The sequence below is a fragment of the Nannocystis sp. genome (genome assembly GCF_016714285.1).
Taxonomy (GTDB): domain Bacteria; phylum Myxococcota_A; class Polyangia; order Nannocystales; family Nannocystaceae; genus Nannocystis.
Genome location: NZ_JADJNN010000038.1, coordinates 313,940 through 336,163 on the forward strand (window position 1 = coordinate 313,940; position 22,224 = coordinate 336,163).

General features: G+C 71.5%; 18 protein-coding genes. 10 read left to right on the forward strand and 8 right to left on the reverse strand.

What is annotated here, in order from left to right; all coding sequences use genetic code 11:
- Positions 1–5 precede the first annotated feature (5 nt).
- Positions 6–1,643, reverse strand: coding sequence for a serine/threonine-protein kinase (locus IPJ59_RS34885; RefSeq protein WP_293275560.1), 1,638 nt, complete (start codon positions 1,641–1,643; stop codon positions 6–8).
- Between the two features lie 109 nt (positions 1,644–1,752).
- Here IPJ59_RS34885 and IPJ59_RS34890 point away from each other — a divergent pair, with 109 nt between their 5' ends.
- The 4 genes from IPJ59_RS34890 (at position 1,753) to IPJ59_RS34905 (ending at position 9,282) form a co-directional block, all read left to right on the forward strand.
- A complete protein-coding gene (locus tag IPJ59_RS34890; protein WP_293275561.1) occupies positions 1,753–2,799 on the forward strand; it encodes a hypothetical protein in 1,047 nt (348 codons plus the stop codon).
- Between the two features lie 171 nt (positions 2,800–2,970).
- Positions 2,971–6,366, forward strand: coding sequence for a WD40 repeat domain-containing serine/threonine protein kinase (locus tag IPJ59_RS34895; RefSeq protein ID WP_293275562.1), 3,396 nt, complete (start codon positions 2,971–2,973; stop codon positions 6,364–6,366).
- A gap of 108 nt (positions 6,367–6,474) precedes the next feature.
- Complete coding sequence (locus IPJ59_RS34900; RefSeq protein ID WP_293275563.1) at positions 6,475–7,608, forward strand: Type 1 glutamine amidotransferase-like domain-containing protein; 1,134 nt, start codon at positions 6,475–6,477, stop codon at positions 7,606–7,608.
- A 45-nt stretch (positions 7,609–7,653) separates the two neighbouring features.
- The gene (locus IPJ59_RS34905) at positions 7,654–9,282 is read left to right on the forward strand and encodes a hypothetical protein (RefSeq protein WP_293275564.1); all 1,629 of its coding nucleotides are present in this window, start codon (positions 7,654–7,656) and stop codon (positions 9,280–9,282) included.
- Positions 9,283–9,816: 534 nt separating this feature from the next.
- Here the strand turns inward: IPJ59_RS34905 and IPJ59_RS34910 are convergent.
- Positions 9,817–10,797 (reverse strand): hypothetical protein, encoded by a 981-nt coding sequence (locus IPJ59_RS34910; protein WP_293275565.1) that lies wholly within the window; start codon positions 10,795–10,797, stop codon positions 9,817–9,819.
- 107 nt (positions 10,798–10,904) lie between these two features.
- Between IPJ59_RS34910 and IPJ59_RS34915 the strand changes: the two genes are divergently transcribed.
- Positions 10,905–11,918 carry a metallophosphoesterase gene (locus tag IPJ59_RS34915; RefSeq protein ID WP_293275566.1) on the forward strand — a complete coding sequence of 338 codons (1,014 nt, stop codon included), beginning with the start codon at positions 10,905–10,907 and terminating at the stop codon, positions 11,916–11,918.
- Positions 11,919–11,989: 71 nt separating this feature from the next.
- Here IPJ59_RS34915 and IPJ59_RS34920 read toward each other — a convergent pair whose 3' ends face one another.
- From IPJ59_RS34920 to sulP, 4 genes are all read right to left on the reverse strand, one after another.
- Entirely contained in the window at positions 11,990–13,150 is a 1,161-nt protein-coding gene (locus IPJ59_RS34920; RefSeq protein ID WP_293275567.1) for a hypothetical protein, read from the reverse strand.
- Positions 13,147–13,479: an SEC-C metal-binding domain-containing protein gene (locus tag IPJ59_RS34925; RefSeq protein ID WP_293246935.1), complete on the reverse strand. Its 333-nt coding sequence runs from the start codon at positions 13,477–13,479 to the stop codon at positions 13,147–13,149. Before IPJ59_RS34925 ends, IPJ59_RS34920 begins: the two co-directional genes overlap by 4 nt.
- 29 nt (positions 13,480–13,508) lie before the next feature.
- Positions 13,509–15,239: an AAA family ATPase gene (locus tag IPJ59_RS34930; protein ID WP_293275568.1), complete on the reverse strand. Its 1,731-nt coding sequence runs from the start codon at positions 15,237–15,239 to the stop codon at positions 13,509–13,511.
- 92 nt (positions 15,240–15,331) lie between these two features.
- Positions 15,332–17,032, reverse strand: a complete 1,701-nt coding sequence (gene sulP, locus IPJ59_RS34935; protein WP_293275569.1) for a sulfate permease — start codon at positions 17,030–17,032, stop codon at positions 15,332–15,334.
- A gap of 190 nt (positions 17,033–17,222) precedes the next feature.
- Between sulP and IPJ59_RS34940 the strand changes: the two genes are divergently transcribed.
- The 4 genes from IPJ59_RS34940 to IPJ59_RS34955 all read left to right on the forward strand — a co-directional run bounded on the left by IPJ59_RS34940 (position 17,223) and on the right by IPJ59_RS34955 (position 19,474).
- Complete coding sequence (locus IPJ59_RS34940; protein WP_293275570.1) at positions 17,223–17,648, forward strand: DUF302 domain-containing protein; 426 nt, start codon at positions 17,223–17,225, stop codon at positions 17,646–17,648.
- A 106-nt stretch (positions 17,649–17,754) separates the two neighbouring features.
- A complete protein-coding gene (locus tag IPJ59_RS34945; protein WP_293246947.1) occupies positions 17,755–18,183 on the forward strand; it encodes a YeeE/YedE family protein in 429 nt (142 codons plus the stop codon).
- Positions 18,184–18,200: 17 nt separating this feature from the next.
- Entirely contained in the window at positions 18,201–18,590 is a 390-nt protein-coding gene (locus IPJ59_RS34950; protein ID WP_293275571.1) for a DUF6691 family protein, read from the forward strand.
- Complete coding sequence (locus IPJ59_RS34955) at positions 18,587–19,474, forward strand: MBL fold metallo-hydrolase (RefSeq protein WP_293275572.1); 888 nt, start codon at positions 18,587–18,589, stop codon at positions 19,472–19,474. Before IPJ59_RS34950 ends, IPJ59_RS34955 begins: the two co-directional genes overlap by 4 nt.
- Before the next feature lie 14 nt (positions 19,475–19,488).
- Here IPJ59_RS34955 and IPJ59_RS34960 read toward each other — a convergent pair whose 3' ends face one another.
- Positions 19,489–20,475, reverse strand: a complete 987-nt coding sequence (locus tag IPJ59_RS34960; protein WP_293246953.1) for a sigma-54 interaction domain-containing protein — start codon at positions 20,473–20,475, stop codon at positions 19,489–19,491.
- Positions 20,476–20,542: 67 nt separating this feature from the next.
- Here IPJ59_RS34960 and IPJ59_RS34965 point away from each other — a divergent pair, with 67 nt between their 5' ends.
- Positions 20,543–21,346 (forward strand): MBL fold metallo-hydrolase, encoded by an 804-nt coding sequence (locus IPJ59_RS34965; RefSeq protein WP_293275573.1) that lies wholly within the window; start codon positions 20,543–20,545, stop codon positions 21,344–21,346.
- A 51-nt stretch (positions 21,347–21,397) separates the two neighbouring features.
- Here the strand turns inward: IPJ59_RS34965 and IPJ59_RS34970 are convergent, their stop codons facing one another.
- A complete protein-coding gene (locus tag IPJ59_RS34970; protein ID WP_293275574.1) occupies positions 21,398–22,198 on the reverse strand; it encodes a ketopantoate reductase family protein in 801 nt (266 codons plus the stop codon).
- Positions 22,199–22,224: the final 26 nt, after the last annotated feature.

The following is a 22,224-nucleotide window of genomic DNA, read 5'->3' on the forward strand; positions in this document are numbered from 1 at the left end:
GGTGCTCACAGCGAGAACTCGGCGGAGCCGCGCAGGTCGGCGGTGGGGGGCGGACGGACCGGCGTGGTCTGAGCTGCCTGGACCACGCAGTCGCCGAGGACTGGTTTGTCGCGGTAGAAGCCGCGCGGGGTGGCCGTGCGCAGCAGGCCGGTGTTGGCCGCGACGACGACGTCGAAGCGGACGGTGTCGCCGACCATCGCGCCCTTGCGTGCGAGGCACTCGTGCACGCGCTTGCGGGCCTGCCGGAGCACGGCCTTGAGGTCGCGCGGGGGTGGGCCGCGCTTGGCGGACTTCGTGGTCGTCTTGGGGGTGGGCGGATCGGGTGGTTGCGGGTCGGCGGTGGGCTCGAGCGTGGCTGGTGTGTCGGCGGTGGGCTCGAGCGTGGCTGGTGTGTCGACGGGGATGTCGACGGGGGCAGCGATCGGGGCAGTGATCGGGGCAGCGAGCGGGGCAGCGAGCGGGGCAGCGAGCGGGGTAGCGAGCGGGGCCATGGCGGGCGTGGGGGCCGGCGCCGGGTTGTCCCATGGGAAGGCAAACGCGATGGCGACGGCGACCAGGGCGAGGCCGGCGGTGGCGAGGAGGCGGCCGCGGCGGCGCGGTCGTGCGGCCGGGGTTGCTTCGGCTGCGGCGCGCGCGAGCGGTACGTGGTGCGTGGTGGGCTCGGGGGCTGCGACGAGCTCGCTGAACTGGAGGTCCACGGAGGCGACGCTGGCGGGCAGCATGTCGTCCGAGGTGGCGGCGACCTCGTCGGTCTCGACGATCCGGCAGGCATCGTCGGGGAGCTGCATGAGCGCGGCGTGGAGCGCCTCCATGTCGGGGAAGCGCTCGTCGCGGTCGCGGTGCATGCACCGGCGCAGCAGGCCATCGAGCGCGGGGGATGCTCGCAGCGCGGGGTTGCGAGCGGCGAGCGTGGGTAGCTCGCTGGTGAGGATCGCGGTGAGCACCTGGCGCGGAGTCTTGCCGGGGAAGGGCAGGCGTCCGGTCAGCATCTGGAACAGGATCACGCCGGTCGCGTAGACGTCGATGCGATGATCGATCGCCTCACCGGCGGCCTGCTCGGGGGCCATGTAGGGGGTGGTGCCGATCACCTCGCCGAGGGCGGTGAGGGTGTCGGAGTCGTCCTCGCCGGCCGGGTCGGTGATCTTGGCGATGCCGAAGTCGAGGAGCTTGACGAAGTCGGGGGTGTCGCCGCGCTGGACCAGGAAGATGTTGCCGGGCTTGAGGTCGCGGTGGACGATGCCCTTGTCGTGGGCGGCCGCGAGGGCGCGGCAGATCTGCCTGGTGATCGTCCGTGCCCGGGGCCACGGCTGGGTCTTCTCTCGCCGCAGGCGCTGGTGGAGATCCTCCCCGCGCAGCTGCTCCATCACGTAATAGGTGAGGCCGGCCTCGGTGCTGCCCACGTCGATGCAATCGACGATGTTCTCGTGGTCGATCAAGGAGGCGGCCCGCGCCTCGCGTTTGAAGCGTTCGACCAGCGTGGGACGCAGCGTCACCTCCGGGCGCAGGACCTTGATGGCGAGCTTACGGCGCATCTCCACGTGCTCGCCGGCGTACACGGTGCCCATGCCGCCGCCGCCGATCCGCTCCGTGATGCGGTAGCGCCCGGCCAGCACGGTGCCGGTGAGATCGACCTCGTCTGCCATGCGCCGGGCCATCGTCGCCGATCGCGGCGCGCCTGACAACGCGATGCCTGCTGCAGACGCTGGCGCGCGCGAACGCCCGTCACTTCTTGGTACCTTCGGCGGGCGCCTGGTGTCACGTCGGTCTCACATCGATTCGCAGGTGGTCGCGCTAGCGATCGGGTTGACGATGCTGTTCTCGGGCCCGACGCGGGCCGCCGCGCCTGCGGCGACCTGTGGCGTGGGGCCGGCGGAGCGTACGCAGATCCGCGACCTGAATCGGCGGGCCAAGCAGGACTTCGAGGAGGAGAATTACCTCGGGGCGGCGCAGCAGTGGTTGCTCGCGCAGGCGGTCTTGCGCGGTGACGAGGAGGCCTGCTTCGTCCAGCGCTCGACGCGGGTCGATCTGGCGCTGCGAGCGTATCGCAGCTACCGCGAGGCTCGCAGCTTCAAGCCCGACGATCGCCCGCTGATGGCCGAGGCGGCGCAGCTGCTGGCGAGTTACCTCGAGGCGGAGCGGCGTCGCGGTCCGGACGACGATCGGCTGCGGCAGATCGATGCGAGCCGCGCGGAGCTCGAGTGTCTGGCGAGCGCGGAGCCGGAGGCGACGGCGACGTGTTTGGGAGAGGTGTCGGTCGAGGCGCCGCCGCCGGTTGTGTTTCTCCAGGCGCCCGCGCGAGCGCAGCCGGTGGAGGCGCCGCCGGTGGAAGCGCAGCCGAAGCCGGCGTCGCGCGGGCTGAAGGTCGGCCTAGCGATCGGGCTGGGTGTCGGTGTGGCGGCGACGGCCGCCGCGCTGGCGACCTGGTCGCAGGCTCGCAGCGGCGGGCCGATGCACCGGGGGATCCGCGACGCGGCGGAGGCGAGCCTCGCCGACGGGCGGCCCGACAATGACGTCTCGCCGAACCTGGCCGCGGATCAGGACTATTGCGTGGTCGCTCGTGCGGGCGATGGGGCGGCGCACAACGCCGAGATCGCGGGGCTGTGTGATCGCCACGATCGTATGCGCGACGCGTCGATCGCTATGATGGCGGTCGCCGGGGTGGGCGCGGCGGCCAGCGTGGTGTTCATGGCCTTGCTGCTGCGTCACCGCAAAGCGGCGCGCGCGAGCGCCCGGGCGACGACGCTGCACGCCCTGCCGCTGCGCGGCGGGTTCGTGGTCGGCGGCGGTCTGCGCTTCTGAGCGGTCCGTCGCGGCGATGGACGCGTGTATCCTGTCGGGGCGTGAGGGACGGCGAGGACAGTGGGCTGGACGCGGCGCCGGGGGGGCGGCTGCGGCGCCGGTGCGGCCGGGGCGAGTCCGGTCTCGTATCCGGTCTCGTATCCGGCGGCGCTTAACGAGGTGGCGGCGGGCGTGGAGGACACGCTGCTGGCGGGCGAGCGGCTGGCGTCGCGTGGCGCGGTGGCGGGGTCCGGGCGGACGCCGGCGGCGATCTCCGGGCAGGAGGTGACGCAGGCGGGGCCCGGTGAGGAGGCCGGGATCTCCGGGCAGGAGGCGACGCTGTTCGGGGCGGCGGGCGTGGTCCGGCGCAGTGACGCGGGTCGACGCGAGCTGCCGGCGCGGATCGGGCGCTATCTGGTGATCGAGGCGATCGGTGAGGGCGGGATGGGGGTGATCTTCGCGGCCTACGATCCGCAGCTCGACCGCAAGGTGGCGATCAAGCTGGTGCGGCCGGCGTACACCGAGACCAGCGGCGGCGAGGCGCAGGCGCGGTTGCTCCGCGAGGCGCAGGCGCTGGCCAAATTGCGGCACCCCAACATTGTCACGGTATATGAGGTCGGGGCCTTCGGCGACGAGGTGTACGTGGCGATGGAGTTCGTCGACGGGGTGACGCTGCGGGTCTGGCAATTCGAGGTCGCGCGCAGCTGGCGAGAGGTCGTGCGGGTGTATATCGCGGCCGGGCGCGGGCTGGCGGCGGCGCACCGGGCGGGGCTGGTGCACCGCGATTTCAAGCCCGACAACGTGCTGGTGACGCGGGAGGGTGAGGCGCGGGTGCTCGACTTCGGGCTGGCGTTTCGTGACGTGTCGTCGCCGGTGAAGCTGTTGGATGGGAGCGGGCTGGGAGATTCGTTGACCTTGACGGGGGCGCTGGTCGGGACGCCGGCCTACATGGCGCCGGAGCAGTTTCGCGGCGAGCAGGTCGACCTGCGCACGGACGTGTTCGCGTTCTGCGTGGCGCTGTACGAGGCGCTGTATGGACTGCGTCCATTCGCGGGGACGACGGTGCCGGAGATCTGCGTGGCATTGTTCGCGGGGCAGATCACGCCGCCCCCGCAATTCGTGAAGATCCCGGCGTGGCTGCGGCGGGTGGTGCTGCGCGGGCTGCGGATCGAGGCGAAGGACCGGCCGCGAGACATGGGCGAGGTGCTCGTGGCGCTGGGTCGCGACCCGGCGCGCTACCTGGTGGCGGCGAGCGTGATGCTGGTGGTCGCGGGGGTGATCGCGGGGCTGGTGCTGGCGCTGCGCAGCGCGGAGGGGCGCCAGAACCTGCGCGACCAGGGGGCGCGGGCGCGGGCCGACTTCGACGCGCGGCGGGCCGAGGCGCTGGCGTCGGAGCTGGCGAGCACGCAGCAGCGGGGGGCCCGGGAGCGCTTCAACGCGTGGGTGGTGGCGGCCGCGCGGGGGCGCCTGGAGGGGTCGCCGAGCTCGGCCCTGGCGGCGCTCAAGCATATGTTCGCAGATGGCGGGAGCTTCGCCGAGGCGCGCGGGCTGGCCTTCGAGGCGGTGGCGCAGGGGGTCCCGGCGGCGAGCTGGTCGACCACCGCGCCGCTGACGGCGATCGCGTTCTGCGGCGATGCGGAGTGGTTGGTGGTCGGGGACGGTCGTGGGCGCGTCGAGCTGCGGGGGCGGGCGGATGGTGCGGTGTGGCGGACGGCCGAGCTGGGGGTGGCGGTCGCGGGATTGTCGGTAGCCTCGCGGGGGGTCGCGGGTGACCCCGGGGCTGCGGCTGCGGGGGCCGGTGGCGCGTCGGGGCTGCGGGTGGCCGCGCTCGGGCAGGGTCGGCTGTTGTTGTGGGATCTGGCGAATGGTGAGCCGCGGGTGCAGGGCGACGATTCGGCCCCGATCTCCGCGGTCGCGCTGGCGCCGGGGGGCGAGCGGGTGGCCAGCGGCGGCGCGGACGGGCGCCTGCGGATCGCGGGCTGGGACGGCGAATCGTTGCACAGTTATGTGGGGCACACGGCGCCGATCAGCGCGATCCGCTGGGCCAGCGACGGCTCGCAGATCGCCACTGGTGATGATGACGGGCGCGTGATCGTGTGGGACCTGGCGGGTAACAGTCACCGCGAGGCCGGGGTGCTGGCGACGCGGGTGCGCGAGCTGCAGTTCGATCTCGCGGGGCAGCGTCTGCACGCGCTGGCGAGCGACCGCAGCGGGGCGGTGTACTCGCTCGACCGGGCGGTACCGACGGTCGAACTCCGCGACGTGGCGGCGCTGCGGGTGGTCGGATCGACGCGGCTGCGGCTGGACGGGCGCGGGGTGGCGACGCTGGGGTTTGACGGGGGCGAGGATCGCGGGCTACTCGGCGAGGGACCGGCGCTGGCGATCGACCTCGATATCACGGGGCGCTTCGCGGCGCTGGCTCGCGCGGACGGGGTGGAGATCTGGGACGCGCGGCCGCGGCTGGGGCGGACGCTGACGCAGGTCGGACATCGACTCGCGCGGCTGGAATTTTCGGGGAGCGGGCGCTGGCTGGCGGGGGCCAGCGACGACGGCGGGGTGCAGCTGTGGGCGCTGGCGAGTGAGGAGCGCACGATCGTTCGCGCGGCGGGGCCGACGATCGACGCGATGTTCTTCAGCGCCGACGAGGCCTCGCTGGTGATCGCGGATCAGCGGCCGCGGCTGCTGAGCTGGGACCTGGCGGCGAAGGTGGGACGCGAGCTGCCGCTGGTCGACGAGGCGGCGTGGCGGATCTCGGCGCGTCCGCTGGCGGATGGTGGGGTGCTTCAGTGGTACGGCAACGAGTTCGCGGCGGGGCTCCAGGGGCTGTCGCCGACGGGCGAGCGGCGGTTTGCGATGGCGCTTGATGGCGGCTTCACGCTGGCGGAGCTGGGCGGAGCTGGGCGTCACCTCGCGCTCGCGCCGTTGCGCGGGCGGCCGGAGTTCTGGCGCGTGGACGGCGAGCGAGCGACGCGCGAGGCGGTCGAGATCGGCGACGCGATGCATCGCTGGAAGGCGATCGCGCACAGCGCGGACGGGTCGCGCACCCGCCTGGCGGCGGCGATCGAGGCGGGCGACGAGGCGCGGGTGACGGGCTTTGTGGTGTGGGAGATCGCGTGGGAGGCGGACGGTGAGCCGCCGACGGCGCATCTGCTGCACGAGGAGGGGGAAGTGCGCGACGTGATCGCGGAGCGGGCGGGCGGGGCGGTGATCGTGGTGGGGGAGGCGCGGACAGATCTGTGGCAGCTGGCCAGCGGGGCGACCGATCGCGTGCCGGGCTGCGTCGCGGAGATCCACGGGTTTTCGCTGGCACCGGAGGGCCGGGCGGTGGTGCTGGTGGGCAATGACGGGGCGCGTTCGGTGAGCGAGACGGCCTGCTTCGTGGATCTCGAGAGCGGGGCGCTGCACCGATTACCGACGCGGGGCGACCCGTGGGCGTGGGACGGGCGCGGGACGCTGGCGAGCGTGCATCAGGGCGCGGAGGTCGACCTGTGGGAAGACCCGACGCCGGAGGAGCCGGACGCGTTTCTGCGCTGGCTGGGCGAGCAGACGCCGCGCGAACTATCGCTGGCGGCGCTGGCGGGGCGGTGAGCGGCGAGCTGTCGCTGGCGGCGCTGGAGGGGCGGTGAGCGGCGAGCTGTCGCTGGCGGCGCTGGCAGGGGCGGTGAGCGGCGCGAGCTTTGATATGCTCGCGCGGGCATGCGTGGCGCCATCCTGTTCAACGGCAACGCGGAGACGGTCGACGATCTGATCCAGGCTGCGGCGCCGCTGCTGCGCTCGTCGCGGCACGAGGATCCGGAGGTGGCCAGCTCGAAGCGGGTGCTGCTGGTGACGGCGGCGTGGGCGGAGCGCGAGCACGACGAGGCGCACGTGAAGCGCTCGCTCAACGCGATCGGGCTGCACTCGTACTTCGAGCACGGGTTTGACCGCAGCCTGGTGAATCTCTCGCTGATCCACGAGCTCGGGCTGCTGTCGCGGGCGTCGCCGCGGTTGATCGCGGCGTGGCACGAGCAGCGGCGCGTGGCCGAGATGGCGCGCAGCTTTTACCTCGAGCATAACGCCCACCTGATCCAGCTGTTTCGTCGCACTTTGGCGGTGGGCAAGCGGGCCGACCCGACATTGACGGTGGCGCGGCTGGCGGCGGACCCGGGGTACTACGGAATGAACGCGGGCGATACGGGGGAGCGCCTGCTGCGATATACGCTGTCACGCGAGCTGCGGCAGGCGCTGGCGACGCTCGAGGCGAATGACGATCACCTGATCGACCTGCTCAGCGAGATCGAGCAGCGGGCCTTTGACGCGGCGGGGCTGGCCTACGACGAGGCGTGGCGGGCCGGGCAGGCGCGGCTCGAGCAGCGGATCCTCGCGGCCAACACGATCGTGCTGTTCGGCGGGCGGCTGGACCTGCTGCTCGACGCGCTGCGGCTGTTTCGCCTGCGCGACGCGCTGGCGGAGGCGCTGCGGCGGGGGACGCAGATCGTCGCCATGTCGGCGGGGGCGATGGTGTTGTGTGAGCGGGTGATCATCTACGATGATATGGCGGCGACGCGGCGGGACTTCCAGCTGTACGACCGCGGGCTTTCGCTGGTGCGCGACATCCAGATGTTCCCGCACTGCACCGAGCGGATCCAGACCGAGGACCCCGATAACCTGGCATATCTGGCGCGGCGCTTTCGCCATCACGCCTGCGTCGGGCTTAATCAGCGGTCGTTCATGCTGTTCGAGCCGGGCCAGCGGCGGGCGACCAGCGTGGGCGAGGGGGATAGCGTGTTCGTGTTCGACCCGGAGGGGCGGAAGATCGGGTATCACCGGGGTGAGGTGATCCGAATGTGAGGCCGGGCGGTTCTCGGCGCGGTTGGCTTGCTGTACACTCGGGTAATGTACGCTCGTTCGCGCGCCCCTGCCCTGGTCCTGGGCCTCGCTCTCGTGACCAGCCCGGTGGTCGCGTGGACGGACGTGTTCCCGCCGGAGGAGCTGGACGGGGTGCAGATCGGTGTGTCGGTAGAGATCACGGGGCTGTCGCGCTTCCCGGACCACGTGTTCTATGCGTACCCGGTGTACTGCACGCGCGGGCTGGCGGCGATCTACGAGCAGCAGTTGCTGTGGGACGAGGAGGAGGACGGCGGGCGGCCGAATTATATCGAGCTGCGCGACGGGCCGGTGGCGTCGTGGCTCGGAGCGCGCAGCGAATGTCCAGAGTCGGTGTTGTATGCGCTGGCGCGGGACATCGCGGCCACGGTCGACCTCGCGGCCAAGTCGCCGGCGGCGCTCGACGAGTTCTTCACCACAGATCCGCGGCTGTTTCACGCCTCGTTTCACTTCGTCGACCGGCCGCTGTATGCGACGAAGGGGTCGCCGCTGAATCACGTGCATGAGGTAGTACGGGTGCTGAAGATCGATCCCTACGAGGTCTCGGCGGTGGTCGACGCGGCGACCTACAGCTTCGCCGACGGGACCGAGCAGACGCTGAAGCTCGGGCACACGAAGCGACCGCCGCTGCCGTTCCGGGCGCTCAAGCCGGAGAAGGTCGCGAAGTATGCGATGGTCAATGCGAAGTGGGAGGTGAGGCAGCCGGGGGGGCGGGCAGCGGCGCCGCGGCTGCCGGATGGGGGCTCGGCAGAGGCGGCGGGGGACGGGGCGGAGTCGGGGACGGCGGAGGGGAGCGGGAGCGGGGCGGCGGAGGTTGCGGTGAGCGGTGGGGCGGAGGTTGCGGTGAGCGGTGGGGCGGAGGTCGGGGTGAGCGGGGGGGCGGAGGTCGGGGTGAGCGGGGCGGCGGAGGTCCCGGTTATCGAGGCGCCGGTGGTCGCGGTTATCGAGGCGCCGGTGGTCGCGGTCGGCGGGGCGGTGCCTTTGGAGCCGGTGCGTGCGCTCCCGGTCGCGGTGGTGGCACCGGAGGCGGCGCGGCCCGTGGTGGAGGCCGAGGAGGAGGAGCTGGTGGCCGAGCCTGCGCCGGAGCTCGATCCATTGTCGTCGCGGCTGTGGCCGTTGGGGGTCCTGCTCGTGGGTGTGGTGGTGGTGATCGTCGGGGTCGGGCTGGCGCGGCGGGGGGGGGCGCGTGAGGGCGGCTTACCAGTCGCAGCCGTCCTTGTGCGCGTAGTCCTGCCATTTCCCGTCCGCGGCGAGGCGGGCCCAGGCGTCGGTCTTGGGGTCCCACCGCCAGCGCCGCTCCTCGACGACCGGCGGCTGCCCCTCGTCCTGGGTGCGATATTCGATCTTCAGATCGCGGTGGCCGTCACCGTCGAGGTCCTCGTGCATCACCTTCGTTTTGGTCTGGACGGCGCCGTTGCTGAGGGCGTGGTCGATCTCCGTCGTGAGCGCGATGCGGGGCGGCGTCTCGGCGAATTCGACGAGCATCAATGTGGTGACTTCGTTCTCGCCGCCGCCGCCGCACATGATCTGGTTGCGAACGCGGACCAGCAATTCGAGCTCGCCGTCGTCGTCGTGGTCGTCGACGGCGATGGTGGTGGGGATCGTTCCGGCCTCGGCGTCGTCGGCCCATTCGCGTGACCAGCGTAATAGCTCGATCGAGCTGGCGATGGTCCAGTCGGCGCCCTCGGTCGCGGGCAGGTTCAGGAGCAGTGCGTGCAGGCCGAAGTGGGGCGGGGCGGCGCCGGAGCGGGTGCGGACGATCGCTATATAGTGGCGCGGTCCGAAGGGCTCGGGCGTGGTCGCCGATGCCGGCGCCGCGAGCTTGGCCGCGCGGGCGAGGGCGAGGATCGTCTTGCTCGCGGGCGCGGGCACGCCGGCCTCGCGAATGGCCGGGGTTGAGGGTGGGGTGGGTGTCGGCGTTGCTGCGGTGGCGGGGATCGGCTCGGGCTGGGTTGGCGGGGCGGGCTGCGCTGGTGGGGCGGGCTTGCCTGGCGGCTCGGGTTGCGCTGGCGGCTCGGCCTGCCTGGTCGGCTCCGGTGTGGGGGTGCTGCAGCAGGCGAGCACGCAGCAGAACGAGAGCGCGACGGTGGTTCGCATCGAGCGAGGATACGGAAGCGCGGGCCGAGGCTCAAGCGGTGTTGCGGCGCGAATGAGGGTAGTTTGTCTGTTGTTTCAGCCGCGGTCGCGTTCGGAGGCGGCGCAGCGGGCGAGGAGGGTGGCGTCATCGAGGGCGCGGGCGATCGCGCTGGCGCGCTGACGGGCCTCGTCGCCCTCGGGGCTGCGTGGGCTGACGCGGGCGATCATCAGGAGGGCCATGGCTCGCAGGCGGACGTGGCCGGCGTCGCCGGCGTGACGGGCGGCGAGGCGGGCGTGGTGGAGCGCGGCCTCGCGGTCGCCGTGGCGGTGGCGGCCGTAGGCGATGCCGTTGGCGCGGCGGCTGCGGGCGAAGGGGTGGACCTCGGGGCCGTCGGGGAGGGCGCGGTGGAGGGCCTCGGCCTCGTCGACGGCGCCGGCGTGGTTGAGGGCGTGGCTGCGCTGGCCGATGTAGCGGGCGCGCAGGCAGTCGGCGTCGTCGCCGTGAAGCTGGGCGAGCCAGGCGGGGACCTCGGCGAGCACATCGGCGGCGACGTTCGGACGCTCGCGGCTGACGAGCAGCGATTCGCCGAGGGCGACCTCGACCTGGGCCGCGGGCTCGCCGGTGGCGCTGGCCTTCGCGGTGTGCAGGTGGACGCGGGCCTCCTCGGGTTGTTGTGCGCGCAATGCCAGGGTGGCGCGGGCGAGGGACAGCCACAGGCGGCCGGGACGGCTCTCGCTGGTGGGTGGTCGGTCCCACAGCTGGACGAGGTCGGAGCAGAGGGGGACGGGGAGGTCGACGAAGCGGGAGTGGTAGCTGCCCATGAAGCGGAGGCGGGCGTCGACGCTGTGTGGGAGGCCGAAGGTGCGGAGCAGGCGGTCGCCCCATTTGCCGCCGGGGAGGCTGCCGCGGTCCTTGAGGCGGCGGAGCGCGCGGGTGATGCTCTCGACCTCCTCGCGCCAGTTGTGGGTGGCGGCGAGGCGTTCGCTGACGGCGGCGAGGGAGCCGTGTTCGCCGACGAGGTCGTCGAGGTAGGCGCCCCAGGAGGGTTGTCCCGAATTCTGTCCGCGCGCCGACATCGAGAGATCGGTATACCGGATGCGGCTCGCGGCGGTGAAGCGGCGGGCGGGAGCCGGACGACGGCGCGGCGCACACGCGCGCGGTGTCGGCCGGGAGGAGCAGGGTCATGCGCAATACATTCATCATCGGTGATATCCACGGTTGTTACACGGAGCTGCTCGATCTGCTCGACAAGGCGGGGGTCGGCGACGACGACCTGGTGGTCAGCGTCGGCGACCTGGTCGACCGCGGGCCGGAGCCCGGGGAGGTGGTCGACCTGTTCCGGGCGCGGGCCAACAGCATGGTGATCATGGGGAATCACGAGCGCAAGCACGTGCGCGGGGTGCTGTCGTATTCGCAGCAGGTCACGCGGCTGCAGCTCGGCGATCGCTACGAGGAGCAGGTGCGCTGGATGGCGGAATTGCCGTACCACTGGGAGCGCGAGGATGTGCGCGTGGTCCACTGGGGGCTGTATCCGGGGGTACCGCTGGACGAGGTGCCCGAGGACGTGCGCGCCGGGACGACGTCGGGCGACGCGCGGCTCAAGGAGCGCTTCGGCGAGGGACCCTGGTACGATCATTACACCGATGACGTGCCGGTGGTGTTCGGGCACGCGGTGGTCGGGCCGGAGCCGCTGGTGATCCGCGACCGGATCTTCGGGATCGACACCGGGGCGTGCCACGGGATGCGCCTGACCGGGTTGCTGCTGCCGGCGCTGAAGCTGGTGTCGGTGCCGGCGCGCCGCGATCACTGGGCCGAGGTGCGCAACGCCTGGCAGGCGCCGGTGTTGCGGACATTGCCGTGGGCCGGGATGACCTTCGAGCAGATCGAGAAGAAGGTGCGATCGCTGCGCGACCCGGAGCTCGACGATTCGGTGCTGGCGCAGATCACCGCGTGGACCGCCGCGCTGCGGGCGGCGGTGCCGGGGCTGAACGAGCGGCTCGACGCGGAGGTGGCACGGATCGCGGAGGCGGCGGGGGCGGAGTTCGGCCGGGTGGCGGCGACGCATCCGGCGGCCTCGTGGCTGCAACGGCGACGGGCAGGGAAGCTGTCGCCGACGCACCTCGGGTGCGCGACGCCGCAGCAGCTCATCGAGCTGGGGCGGGCGCTCGGGGTGGATCTGGTGGCGACGCCGGTGTGATCAACGAGGGCCCAGGAGCTCGCCCGCGTATACGCGTATACGCGGGCGAGCTGGCGGGGACGCCGGTGTGATCAAAGGAGCTCGTCCGCGTATGCGCGGGCGAGCTGCCTGTGTTTGTCATTCTTTGCCTTGAGGAGCTTGTCGATCCACGCGCTTCGTTGGCGCCGCGGGAGCGTGCGGAGCAGGTCCTTGAGCTCGCCGGCGCGGAACGCCCGGAACGCTGCGGCCTCGAGGGCGCCCTTGAGCTCGAGATTCGCCGCGGCCACGTGAGGGACGATCGCCGGGAGCACGCGCTGCATCGCGTCGTGGCCGGCGTCGCCGTGGGCCTTGGCGAACGCGGCGATCGACTCGGCGAGGGCGATGCGATCGGCGAGTGGTTCGGGCCGCGCGAACAGGCGCGACAGGCTACGATGCTGGCGCTCGCCGGACTCGAGGCGATGCAGCGAGGTCGCCTCGACGTGCACGACGAGCTCGGGCCACGGGCGGGTCTCGATCGCGGGTGGGGTGCTGTCGCGATTGAACATCTCGCGCAGGCCCAGAGTGCCGTCCCAATTCATGGCCGACCACGCGGTGAACAGGGTGTCGACCTCCGCGGGCGTCAATCCCACGAGCGGATCTTCCTTGCCGATCGCCTCGTCGATGCGGTCGACGAAGCGGAGATCCTCGCCGGGGAGCACCGCTTCGAGGCCGCGGGGCGTCGTGCCGCGCAGGGCCATGAAGCGGACGCGCCGGAACATGAGGCGCAGCAGCGCCCCGACGCTGCTGGTGGCGAAGCGGTCGAGTTTGGCGAGCTCGGCGAGGGCGCGGTCGAATATTGCGACGGCGTATACACTACCGCCGAGGGCGTCCCGGAACATCGACGTGAGCGTATGATACGCGGTGTAGAAATTCTTGGTGCGCAGGGCCTCGCCGGCGTTGCGTACGATGTCCGCGATCCATTGCTCCTCGAAGGCTGGCTCGTGGACCCACTCGGCGAACGCGAGCTCGGTGCTGTCGGGGAGCTCCTTCTCGCGGGCGGTCAGGGCCTGCTGCAGCTGCTCGCTGAAGTGGGCGAAGCGCTCGGGCGGGAGGCGGTGCAGGGCAGCGTTGACCTCGGGGCGCAGGCCGTGGCGGTGACGGTAGTAATACAGCAGTTGCTCGTCGATGGTCTCGGGGACGGGCTGGTTGGCAGCGTCCGCGGCCAGGAGGATCGCCTCGACGGCTTCCAGGGATATTTCGGGCTTGTGGGTCATGGGCGGGATGACAGACTGGGGGCGTTGTCTTGATCGTGGCAGAACTTCTTGTATTTTCGTCCGCTGTCGCAGGGGCACGGCTCGTTCGGCCGTGCCTTCGGCGACGCTCTCTGACTCGATTGGGCGCGGGCGAGCAAGTTGGCCCGGGCGGGGTTTTGCGGGTCGTCCGTGATCTGCTTCCACATCGTGTAGTGGCGGACGAGTCGTGCGTGGTATTCGGGGTCCTCCCGCACCATCTGGCGGAACAGGCTAAAGAGCCCATTGGCGAGCGGAGACTGCAGATTGAGGGGGTCGAGGAAGACCTGGGGCTCGTCGTCGTAGGGCGACACGGGCGGCTCGAAGGCGTACGAGATCGTGGCTACCTGCTTGCGGGCCTCGACGTCGAAGACCTGCAGCAGGGTGCGGCGGCAGTCGCCTTGCCATCGAACGCGAACGCCAGCTTGTGGATCGGGCTCGCCCCCACCGCGCGCAGCTCGGCCGCGTAGTCCTGTGTCTCGATCTGCTGCAACGCCTTGGCGAGCGCCTGCTTCAGGGTCTCGCCCTTCTTCTTGACCTTGAGCTCCAGCACCACGCCGGGGCCGCCCGCGCTGCGCGGCACGATCATCACGTCGAAGCGGCCCTGCCCCGATTCGCGGTTCGACCGCACGAGATACTGCGGCTGCAGGTGGACCAGCAGGCCCAGCACAAACGCATGATAGACCTGCTCTGGCGGCATCTCCACAGCATTGCCGGCGGTATCGAAGTAGGAGGCGGACTCGGTGAGCAGCCGCGCCAAACGCTGCTCGACCGCCTCTGTGTCGCCGGCGAGCAGCGCCCGCGTCAGCCCTTCCACCTCGCGTTCGCCGCCGAGCCCGCGGCGGAGCCACGTACGAAACAAGCCATGAAAGACCTCGCGCACCTCGGAGTTGGGAATGGACAGCGTGGCGATCTCCCGGACCTCCTCCCGGCGGACCTCGCTGGCCTTGAGATATCCGCAGAACAGCAGGAAGCTCCACATCGCGTCCTCGTCGAGGTAGACGTCGCGCAGCACCGTGTTCTCCACGATCGGCTTGCGGATGCCCTCCCCTCGCAGCAGGCGCTCGATGTCCTCGTGCGGCGACGCGCCCTGACGCATCAGCAGCTCGTCGATCAAGTCGTTGGACCCGGTGTTCACCCAGTAGACCGAGCACCGGCCGTCGGCCAGCGCGTTGAGGATCGACCAGGGATTGTAGATCACTGTGTCCCCGAACAGGTAGCCATTGTACCAGTCCCGGAGCTCAGCGAGCTCCCCGCGGTAGCCAGCGCGCGCGGCGAGGTCCGCCACCTCGGCCTCGGTGAAGCCGAACGAATCACCGTAGCGCGGGTGCAGCAGCGAATAGACCCGCAAGTTGTTGAGCCCCGAGAAGATGCTCTCCTTGGCGATGCGGAGGATGCCGGTCAGCACTCCCTTAAAAAGGTCCTCATTGTCCTTGAGGGCGGCCCCGAGCAGCGTGCGAAAGAAGTCGATCGCCTGGTCGTAATAACCAGCGCTGAAGGCGGCGTGGATCGGCGTGTCGTACTCGTCGATCAGGATCACCACGGGTTGCCGGTGATGCCTCCGCAGGAAACGACACAGGTTGCGCAGCGCGAGCTCGCAATGCGACGGCGCGGCCCGCTGCGCGAGGAGCTCGCGGAAGATGGCGGCCTCGTCCGACGTCAGCAGCTCGTCGTCGAGCAGATATCGGTGCTGGGCGTAGAGCTCGCCGAGCAGCTCGCGCGTGAGGGCGAAGCAGGCGTCCCAGGTCGGCTTCTTCACGTCCTTGAAGGTCAGCCACAGGACCGGGTAACGCCCGAAGTGCTCGCGCAGCCGGGTCTCTCGCCAGACCGCCAGGTCGGCGAACAGCGGCGAGCGGTCGTCGTCGGCCTTCTCGAGGAAGTAGCGGAGCGTCGACAGGTTGGTCGTCTTGCCGAAGCGCCGCGGCCTCGGCAGCAGGATCACCGCGCCCGGATCGTCGAGCACGCGGGCGATGAACGCGGTCTTGTCGACGTAGAGGCGCCCCTGTTCGCGCAGCGTGCGGAAGTCGGACGCGCCGATCGAGAGGGCGAGCGACGGGCCGGAGGCGCCGGACATGGCTGCTCTATATCACCAAATCGCGCCCGCTGGAGGCCGAGTTGGCCCCGTCGATGCCGGGCACCGAGCTCTCGTACACGCTGCAGGGCGGCTCACCAATGTTGCAGGGCGCGGGGGTCATGCGGCACGGGCTCGCCCTGCGCGTGCTGGACGGCCTCGTGGACCGTGAAGCTGAAGTGGTCCTCGCCGAGCTCGTGCTGGAAGCCGGAGCGGGCGAGGGCGTCGCGGACGGGGCCCTTGACGTCGGCGAGGTGGAGGGCGATGCCGCGGGCGCGGAGGGTGCGGTGGACCTCGCGGAGGGAGGCGAGTGCGGAGATATCGATATCGTGGATGCTGCTGGCGTCGAGGATGACGGCGCGCGTGGGTGGGGGTGCCAGGTCGACGTGGCGGAGGATGGTCTCGCGGAGGAAGGCGGCGTTGGCGAAGTAGAGCTGGGCGTCGAGGCGGAGGATGAGGAGGCCGGGGATCGCCAGGGCCTCGGGGAAGCGGTCGCGGTTGCGGTAAATGGTGGTACCTGGGAGGCGGCCGAGCAGGGCGGTGTGCGGGCGGGTGGTGCGGAGGATGAAGAGGGCCAATGACAGCAGGACGCCGATGCCGAGGCCGGTGGTGATGCCGAGGGTGAGGGTGGCGATGAGGGTAACGAGCAGGGCCGGGAGCTCGCGTCGGCGCAGGCGCCAGAGCGTGCGTGGGAGCTTGTGGTCGACGAGGCCGGCGACGGCGACGATGACGATCGCGGCCAGGGCGGCGCGTGGGAGGTCGTGGAGGACCGGCGTGAGGAGCAGCAGGGTGGTGGCGACGAGCACGGCCGTGAACACGCCGGCGAGGCCGGTGCGGGCGCCGGCCTGGGCGTTGACGGCGGTGCGCGACAGGCCGCCGGCGATCGGGTAGCCGCGGGTGAAGCCGGTGGCGAGGTTGCACAGGCCGAGGGCGACGAGCTCGCGGTCGGCCTCGGGGCGGTCGTCGGGGCCGGCGACGGCGAGGGCGGAGGAGATGGCCTCCATAAACGACAGCAGGGCGATCGTGAGGGCGGCGGGGACGAGGGCGCCGAGCGTGGTGAGGGAGAGGAAGGGGACGGCGGGGGTGGGCAGGCCGGCGGGGACCTTGCCGAGGATCGCCACGCCGTGGTCGGCGAGGCCCAGGAGCGCCGAGGCCACGATCGCGGCGGCGACCACGACGAGGGCCTTGGCGCGGAAGCGGCCGAGCGTGATGAGGATGGCGACCGCGGCGAGGCCGACCGCGAGCGTGGGCAGGTGGACCTGGGCGCGCGCGGTCCACAGCTGGGCGAGGACGGTGTGCAGGCCGGTGCTGGCGGAGACGTGGAGGCCGAGCAGGGCGCCGAGCTGGCTGGCGGCGATGACGATCGCGGCGGCGGAGGTGAAGCCGCTGAGCACGGGCTGGGACAGGAAGTTGACGACGAAGCCGAGGCGGAGCGCGCCCATCGTCAGCTGGATCGCGCCGACCATGGCTGCGAGGGCGGCGGCGGCGAGCACCGGGGTCTCACCGGTGGCGAGGCTGAGGCTGCCGAGGGCGGCGGCGACGAGCAGGGAGTCCATCGCCACCGGGCCGACGGCGAGCTTGGGCGAGGTGCCGAAGATCGCGTAGACGAGGAGCGGCGGGATCGCGGCGTAGAGGCCGACGATCGGGGGCAGGCCGGCGAGCAGCGCGTAGGCCATCGCTTGTGGGATCAACATGACCGCGGTGGTGAGCCCGGCCGCGAGGTCGCCGCTGAGGTCGGCCCGGCGATAGCGCGGGAGCCAGGCGAGGATCGGCACGAGGCGGCGCAGGCGGTCCATCGTTCGGAGATTGTGCACGGATCGGGCCAGGTTTGGGTTGTGGGGATGCCGTGGTACGCGTGTCGCGACGGTGGCCGGGCGTCGCGACATCGCGGCGCGGCGAAATCTTGGCGGTTGCCAGGTGGCGCGACCTGAGCCACCGTGGGGCCGCACGCGGCGTCGCGTGCACGCGCATGAGAGGGCGATCGATATGACCACGACTGACTACGGGATCCGGACGGTGCTCGAGCTTCCCTTCACCGAGGCGGTGGAGCGCACGAAGGAGGCGCTCAAGGCGGAGGGCTTTGGGGTGTTATCGGAGATCGACCTGCAGGCGAAGCTGCGGGAGAAGCTGGGCGTCGAGCTGGCGCCGTACCTCATCCTCGGGGCCTGCAACCCGCCGCTGGCGTACAAGGCGCTGCAGGCGGAGCCGGAGGTCGGGCTGCTGCTCCCGTGCAACGTCATCGTCTACGGGATCGCGGGCGGGCGCACGGTGGTGGCGGCGGTCGACCCCGACGCGATGCTCGCGGTGGTCGGCGACAGCGCGGCGATCGCGGAGGTCGGGCGCGACGCGAAGCTGCGGTTGCAGCGGGCGATCGCGGCGTTGCAGGGGACATCGGTGGAGCGCCCGGGCTGAGCTCAGGGCGGACGAGACATGTCGCGACATGTCGCTACACCGGTCGGGCCAGCGCGGTGAAGGACTACAGGAAGCGCTGGCACGGCATCTGCACAGGGGACCTGATATGAGCCTCGACATCCTTCTCCCGCTGCTCGGCGGGCTTCTCATCGGCGCCAGCGCCTTGCTGCTGCTCGGGGTCAGCGGGCGGATCGCGGGCGTCAGCGGCATCGTCGGCGGGCTAATGTTGGCGCCGCGGGGCGACCGGAGCTGGCGGCTGGCCTTCCTCGGCGGGCTCATGGTCGGTGGGCTGCTGCTGCTGGGCATCGACCCGGCGGCGCTGCCGGACGGGCTGCCGGCGACGACGCCGATCGTGGTCCTGGCCGGGTTTCTCGTCGGTTACGGGGCGCGGGCGGCCAACGGCTGCACCAGCGGGCACGGGGTCTGCGGGCTCGGTCGTCGCTCGCGGCGCTCGCTGGTCGCGGTGCTGGTGTTCATGGGCGCCGGTGTGATCACGGCGCAACTCGTGCGACCCTTGCTTGGAGGTGCGCTGTGATTCACATGCTCGCGCCGGTGGTGTCCGGTCTGTTGTTCGCGCTCGGGCTCGGCCTCGCCGGGATGACGCGGCCGACGCAGGTGTTGGCCTTCCTCGAGTTTCGCGACCCCGCGCTGATGTTGACCATGGGCGCCGCGGTGGCGGTGACCGGGCTCGGCTTTCCGCTGCTGTTGCGGCGGTCGCGGCCGCTGCTGGGGCCGCGATTTCTGTTGCCGACGCGCAGCGACCTCGATCGTCCGTTGATCGTGGGTGCGGTGCTGTTCGGGGTCGGCTGGGGTCTGGTCGGGCTGTGCCCGGGGCCGGCGCTGACCGGGCTGGTCGCGGGCGACCCGCGGCAGTGGTTGTTCGTGGCCGCGATGCTGGCCGGCATGTTCATTCATCAACGTCTTGAGAGGAGCGCGTCATGAACATCGAGGCATTCTTCGATCCGCACACCTTCACGCTGACCTACGTGGTGTCCGATCCGGCCACGCGCGACGCGCTGGTGATCGATCCGGTGCTGGACTATGACCCGATCGGGTCGCTGGTCTCGAGCGAGTCGATCGATCGCGTGAGCGAGTTTCTCCGGCGCGAGGGGCTGGTGCTGCGGGCGGTGCTCGAGACGCACGCGCACGCCGATCACCTGTCGGGCTCGCAGGTGCTGCGGGCGCGCTTTCCGGGGGCCTTCGTGGCGATCGGGGAGCACATCCGCGAGGTCCAGGAGGTGTTCAAGGCGGTGTTCGACCTGGGCGCCGAGTTCACGGCGGACGGGCGTCAGTTCGACCGTCTGCTGGTGGACGGCGAGGTGTTCGCGGCGGGGAGCCTGCGGGTCGCGGTGATCGCGACGCCGGGGCACACGCCGGCCTGCGTCAGCTATCACATCGGCGACGCGGTGTTCACGGGTGATGCGCTGTTCATGCCGGACTACGGGACGGGCCGCTGCGACTTCCCGCGGGGCAGCGCGGAGGCGCTGTATCAGTCGGTGACGGGTCGCCTCTATACATTGCCGCCGGAGACGCGGGTGTTCGTGGGTCACGACTATATGCCGGGTGGGCGGGCGCTGGCGTATGAGTCGACGATCGCGGCCGAGCAGGCGGGCAACGTGCAATTGCCGGCGGGGCGGAGCGCGGCGGACTTCGTGGGCTTTCGTCAGGCCCGCGACGCGACCCTGGCGGCGCCGAAGCTGCTGTACCCGAGCTTGCAGGTGAACATTCGCGCGGGGCACTTGCCGGAGCCGGCGCACGCCGAGCGGCCGGCGCACTTCAAGATCCCATTTCGTCTGCGCGACGTGATCGACGGGCTGCAGGGTTAGTACCGGGCTGCGGGTCAGGCGAGGCGGAGCTCTCGCAGGCGGCGCCACAGGGTCGAGCGGGCGACGCCGAGGATGCGGGCCGCCTCGCCCTTGTGGCCGTTGCTGCGCTGCAGGGCCTCGGCGATGCGGGCCCGCTCGGCGGCGTCGACCAGGGTCGCGGCGGGGACGGGGACGGGTGGCGGGAGCACGCGGGGCGGTGGTTCGCCGCGCAGCTCGGGGGTGAGGTCGTCGAGGACATAGTCGGGGCCCTCGCCGATCGCGTGGGCGTACTCGATCGCGTTGCGCAGCTCGCGGACGTTGCCGGGCCAGGGGTAGGCGAGGAGGGCGTCCATCACGGTGCGATCGACCCGCTCGATGCGGCGGCGGCCCTGGGCGGCGTGCTGGTCGATGAAGTGCCAGGTGAGGGCCTCGACGTCGCCGCTGCGCTCGGCGAGCGGGGGGATGAAGAGGGGGACGACGCGCACGCGATACATGAGGTCCTCGCGGAATCGGTGCTCGCGCGACTCCTCGCGCAGCGAGCGGTGGGTGGCCGAGACGACGCGGACGTCGACCTCGACGGTGTCGGTGCCGCCCAGCGGGGTGAAGCTGCGCTCCTGCAGGACGCGGAGCAGGCGGGCCTGGATCTCGAGCGGCATCTCGGCGATCTCGTCGAGGAAGATGGTGCCGCGGTGGGCCTGGCGAAACAGGCCGGGGCGGTCGCGGATCGCCCCGGTGAAGGCGCCGCGGACGTGGCCGAACAGCTCGGAGGCGAGGAGCTCGGCGGTGAGGGTGGCGCAGTTGAGGGCCTGGAACGGGCCCTTCACGCGGGCGCTGAGGTCGTGCAGGGCCCGCGCGACCAGCTCCTTGCCGGTGCCGGTCTCGCCGCGGATGAGCACGCTGGCCTCCGACAGCGCGACCCGGGGCAGGCGCTCGAACAGGGCGAACATCTGTGGGGCGACCGAGTGGATGCCGTGGAAGTCGCGCAGGCGCTGGGTCGGTCGGGGGCTGGATCTGCCGCGCATGTCGCGACATGTTGCGACAGCAGCGCGGGGTCGGCAAGGCGGTGGGAAGGCGTGGTATAGGGGGGCGATGCGGACCGTCCTGCTCGCCAGCCTCACGCTCGTCGCCTGTGAACACGGGCCCGCTCCGGGGCCGCAGCAGCCTGTGCCGACCGTGACGGCGGCGACGACCGCGAGTTCAGGGGCAGTGGTGGCGGCGAGCGGGGCCGAGGTGGACACGCTGGCGAGCAGCGTCGGGGTGATCGAGATCCATCCGGTGCAACACGCGACGCTGTGGCTGCGGGTCGGCGATCAGGTGGTGTGGGTCGACCCGTGGTCGAAGGCCAAGCTCGAGGGGCCGAAGGCGGATCTGGTGCTGATCACCGATGTGCACCCGGATCACTTCGACCCCGAGGGGCTGGCGGCGGTGCGTGGGGCGAACGCGGTGGTGGTGGCGCCGAAGGTGGTCGCGGAGCAGGTGCCGGGGGCGATCGCGCTGGCCAACGGCGAGAGCCGGCAGGTCGGGGCGCTGCGCGTCGAGGCGGTCGCAATGTACAACCTCACCCGCGGGCCGGAGGCGGGCAAGCTCTACCACGACAAGGGACGCGGCAATGGTTACGTGATCAATGCCGGTGACGCGCGGCTGTACCTCTCGGGCGATACGGAGTGCACGCCGGAGATGAAGGCGCTGCAGGATATCGATGTCGCGTTCGTGTGCATGAACCTGCCGTATACGATGCCGCCGTCGGAGGCGGCGGCGTGCGTGGCGGTGTTCAAGCCGAAGGTGCTGTATCCGTACCACTACCGCGATTCGCCGCTGGGCGAGCTGCAGGCGGCGCTGGCGGGCACGGGGGTCCTGCTGCGTCTGCGCGAGTGGTATCCGGGCGGGCCGTGATCACGGGCCGCGTTGGAGCGCCGATACCATCGGTGGGGGGCGTTGGCAGGCTCAGGCCGGCGGGTGCGGGAGGGCGGCGACCAGAGCCGCGTGGGTGGGGAGGGCGAGCTCGCGGCGGTGGGCGGCGGCGATGAACCAGCCGCCGCGCCAGGGCCACTCTTTGAGGCCGGCGCGGGTGCGGGGGATGCTGCTGGCGTAGGCGCGGAGGTTGGCGAGGAGGGTGTCCTGGTCGAGGTCGATGCCGAGGGCGACGCGGCCGACGGTGCCGAGCTCGCGGGCGAGGGCGGCGAGCTCGTCGGAGTGGTCGTCGAGGACGGCGCGGACGTCGACCTGGTAGCGCTCGCACAGCAGGCCGAAGGCGGAGTTCCAGATCAGCTTCTCGAGCATCACGGCCGCGAAGGCGCGACGACCGATCGCCTCGCTGCGCAGGCCGAGCGACTCGAGCCAGAGGACCATCGCGTTGGCGTGCGGGCCGGTGAAGCGATTGACGCCGCCGGGCTCGACGGGGCCGCCGCGCTGGCTCACGGCGAAGAACAGGAGGCCGCGGGTGTTGCCCTCGAGGCCGTGGTCCTCGAGCCAGGGGTCGAGCATGCCGTTTTGCAGGAACACGAGGTCGGCGCGGCGGTGCGGCGGGACGGCGGCGAGCAGGGCGCCGAGGTCGTCGTTGCGGACGCACACGGCGATCGGGTCGCCAGCGGGCTCGTCGAGCTGATACCAGCCGCGGAAGCGGTCGATCACGGCGACGCCGCTGGCGCGGGCGAGGGCGGTGCCGACGCGGCCCGCGCCGAGGACGATGCGACGCGAGGGTCGGTCCTCGCCGCTGATGTCGATGTGCAGGTCGGGGCCGGACATGGTGGTGGCGCATGCTTGCCCGAGGC

Excerpts from the sequence above, each read along its gene's own strand:
- IPJ59_RS34940 (WP_293275570.1), top strand. The coding sequence starts at position 17,223 with ATGACCACGACTGACTACGGGATCCGGACGGTGCTCGAGCTTCCCTTC.
- IPJ59_RS34910 (WP_293275565.1), bottom strand. The coding sequence starts at position 10,797 with ATGTCGGCGCGCGGACAGAATTCGGGACAACCCTCCTGGGGCGCCTAC.
- IPJ59_RS34955 (WP_293275572.1), top strand. The coding sequence starts at position 18,587 with ATGAACATCGAGGCATTCTTCGATCCGCACACCTTCACGCTGACCTAC.
- IPJ59_RS34885 (WP_293275560.1), bottom strand. The coding sequence starts at position 1,643 with ATGGCAGACGAGGTCGATCTCACCGGCACCGTGCTGGCCGGGCGCTAC.
- IPJ59_RS34930 (WP_293275568.1), bottom strand. The coding sequence starts at position 15,239 with ATGTCCGGCGCCTCCGGCCCGTCGCTCGCCCTCTCGATCGGCGCGTCC.
- IPJ59_RS34960 (WP_293246953.1), bottom strand. The coding sequence starts at position 20,475 with ATGCGCGGCAGATCCAGCCCCCGACCGACCCAGCGCCTGCGCGACTTC.
- IPJ59_RS34970 (WP_293275574.1), bottom strand. The coding sequence starts at position 22,198 with ATGTCCGGCCCCGACCTGCACATCGACATCAGCGGCGAGGACCGACCC.
- IPJ59_RS34965 (WP_293275573.1), top strand. The coding sequence starts at position 20,543 with ATGCGGACCGTCCTGCTCGCCAGCCTCACGCTCGTCGCCTGTGAACAC.
- IPJ59_RS34920 (WP_293275567.1), bottom strand. The coding sequence starts at position 13,150 with ATGACCCACAAGCCCGAAATATCCCTGGAAGCCGTCGAGGCGATCCTC.
- IPJ59_RS34945 (WP_293246947.1), top strand. The coding sequence starts at position 17,755 with ATGAGCCTCGACATCCTTCTCCCGCTGCTCGGCGGGCTTCTCATCGGC.
- IPJ59_RS34915 (WP_293275566.1), top strand. The coding sequence starts at position 10,905 with ATGCGCAATACATTCATCATCGGTGATATCCACGGTTGTTACACGGAG.
- IPJ59_RS34900 (WP_293275563.1), top strand. The coding sequence starts at position 6,475 with ATGCGTGGCGCCATCCTGTTCAACGGCAACGCGGAGACGGTCGACGAT.
- sulP (WP_293275569.1), bottom strand. The coding sequence starts at position 17,032 with ATGGACCGCCTGCGCCGCCTCGTGCCGATCCTCGCCTGGCTCCCGCGC.
- IPJ59_RS34905 (WP_293275564.1), top strand. The coding sequence starts at position 7,654 with ATGTACGCTCGTTCGCGCGCCCCTGCCCTGGTCCTGGGCCTCGCTCTC.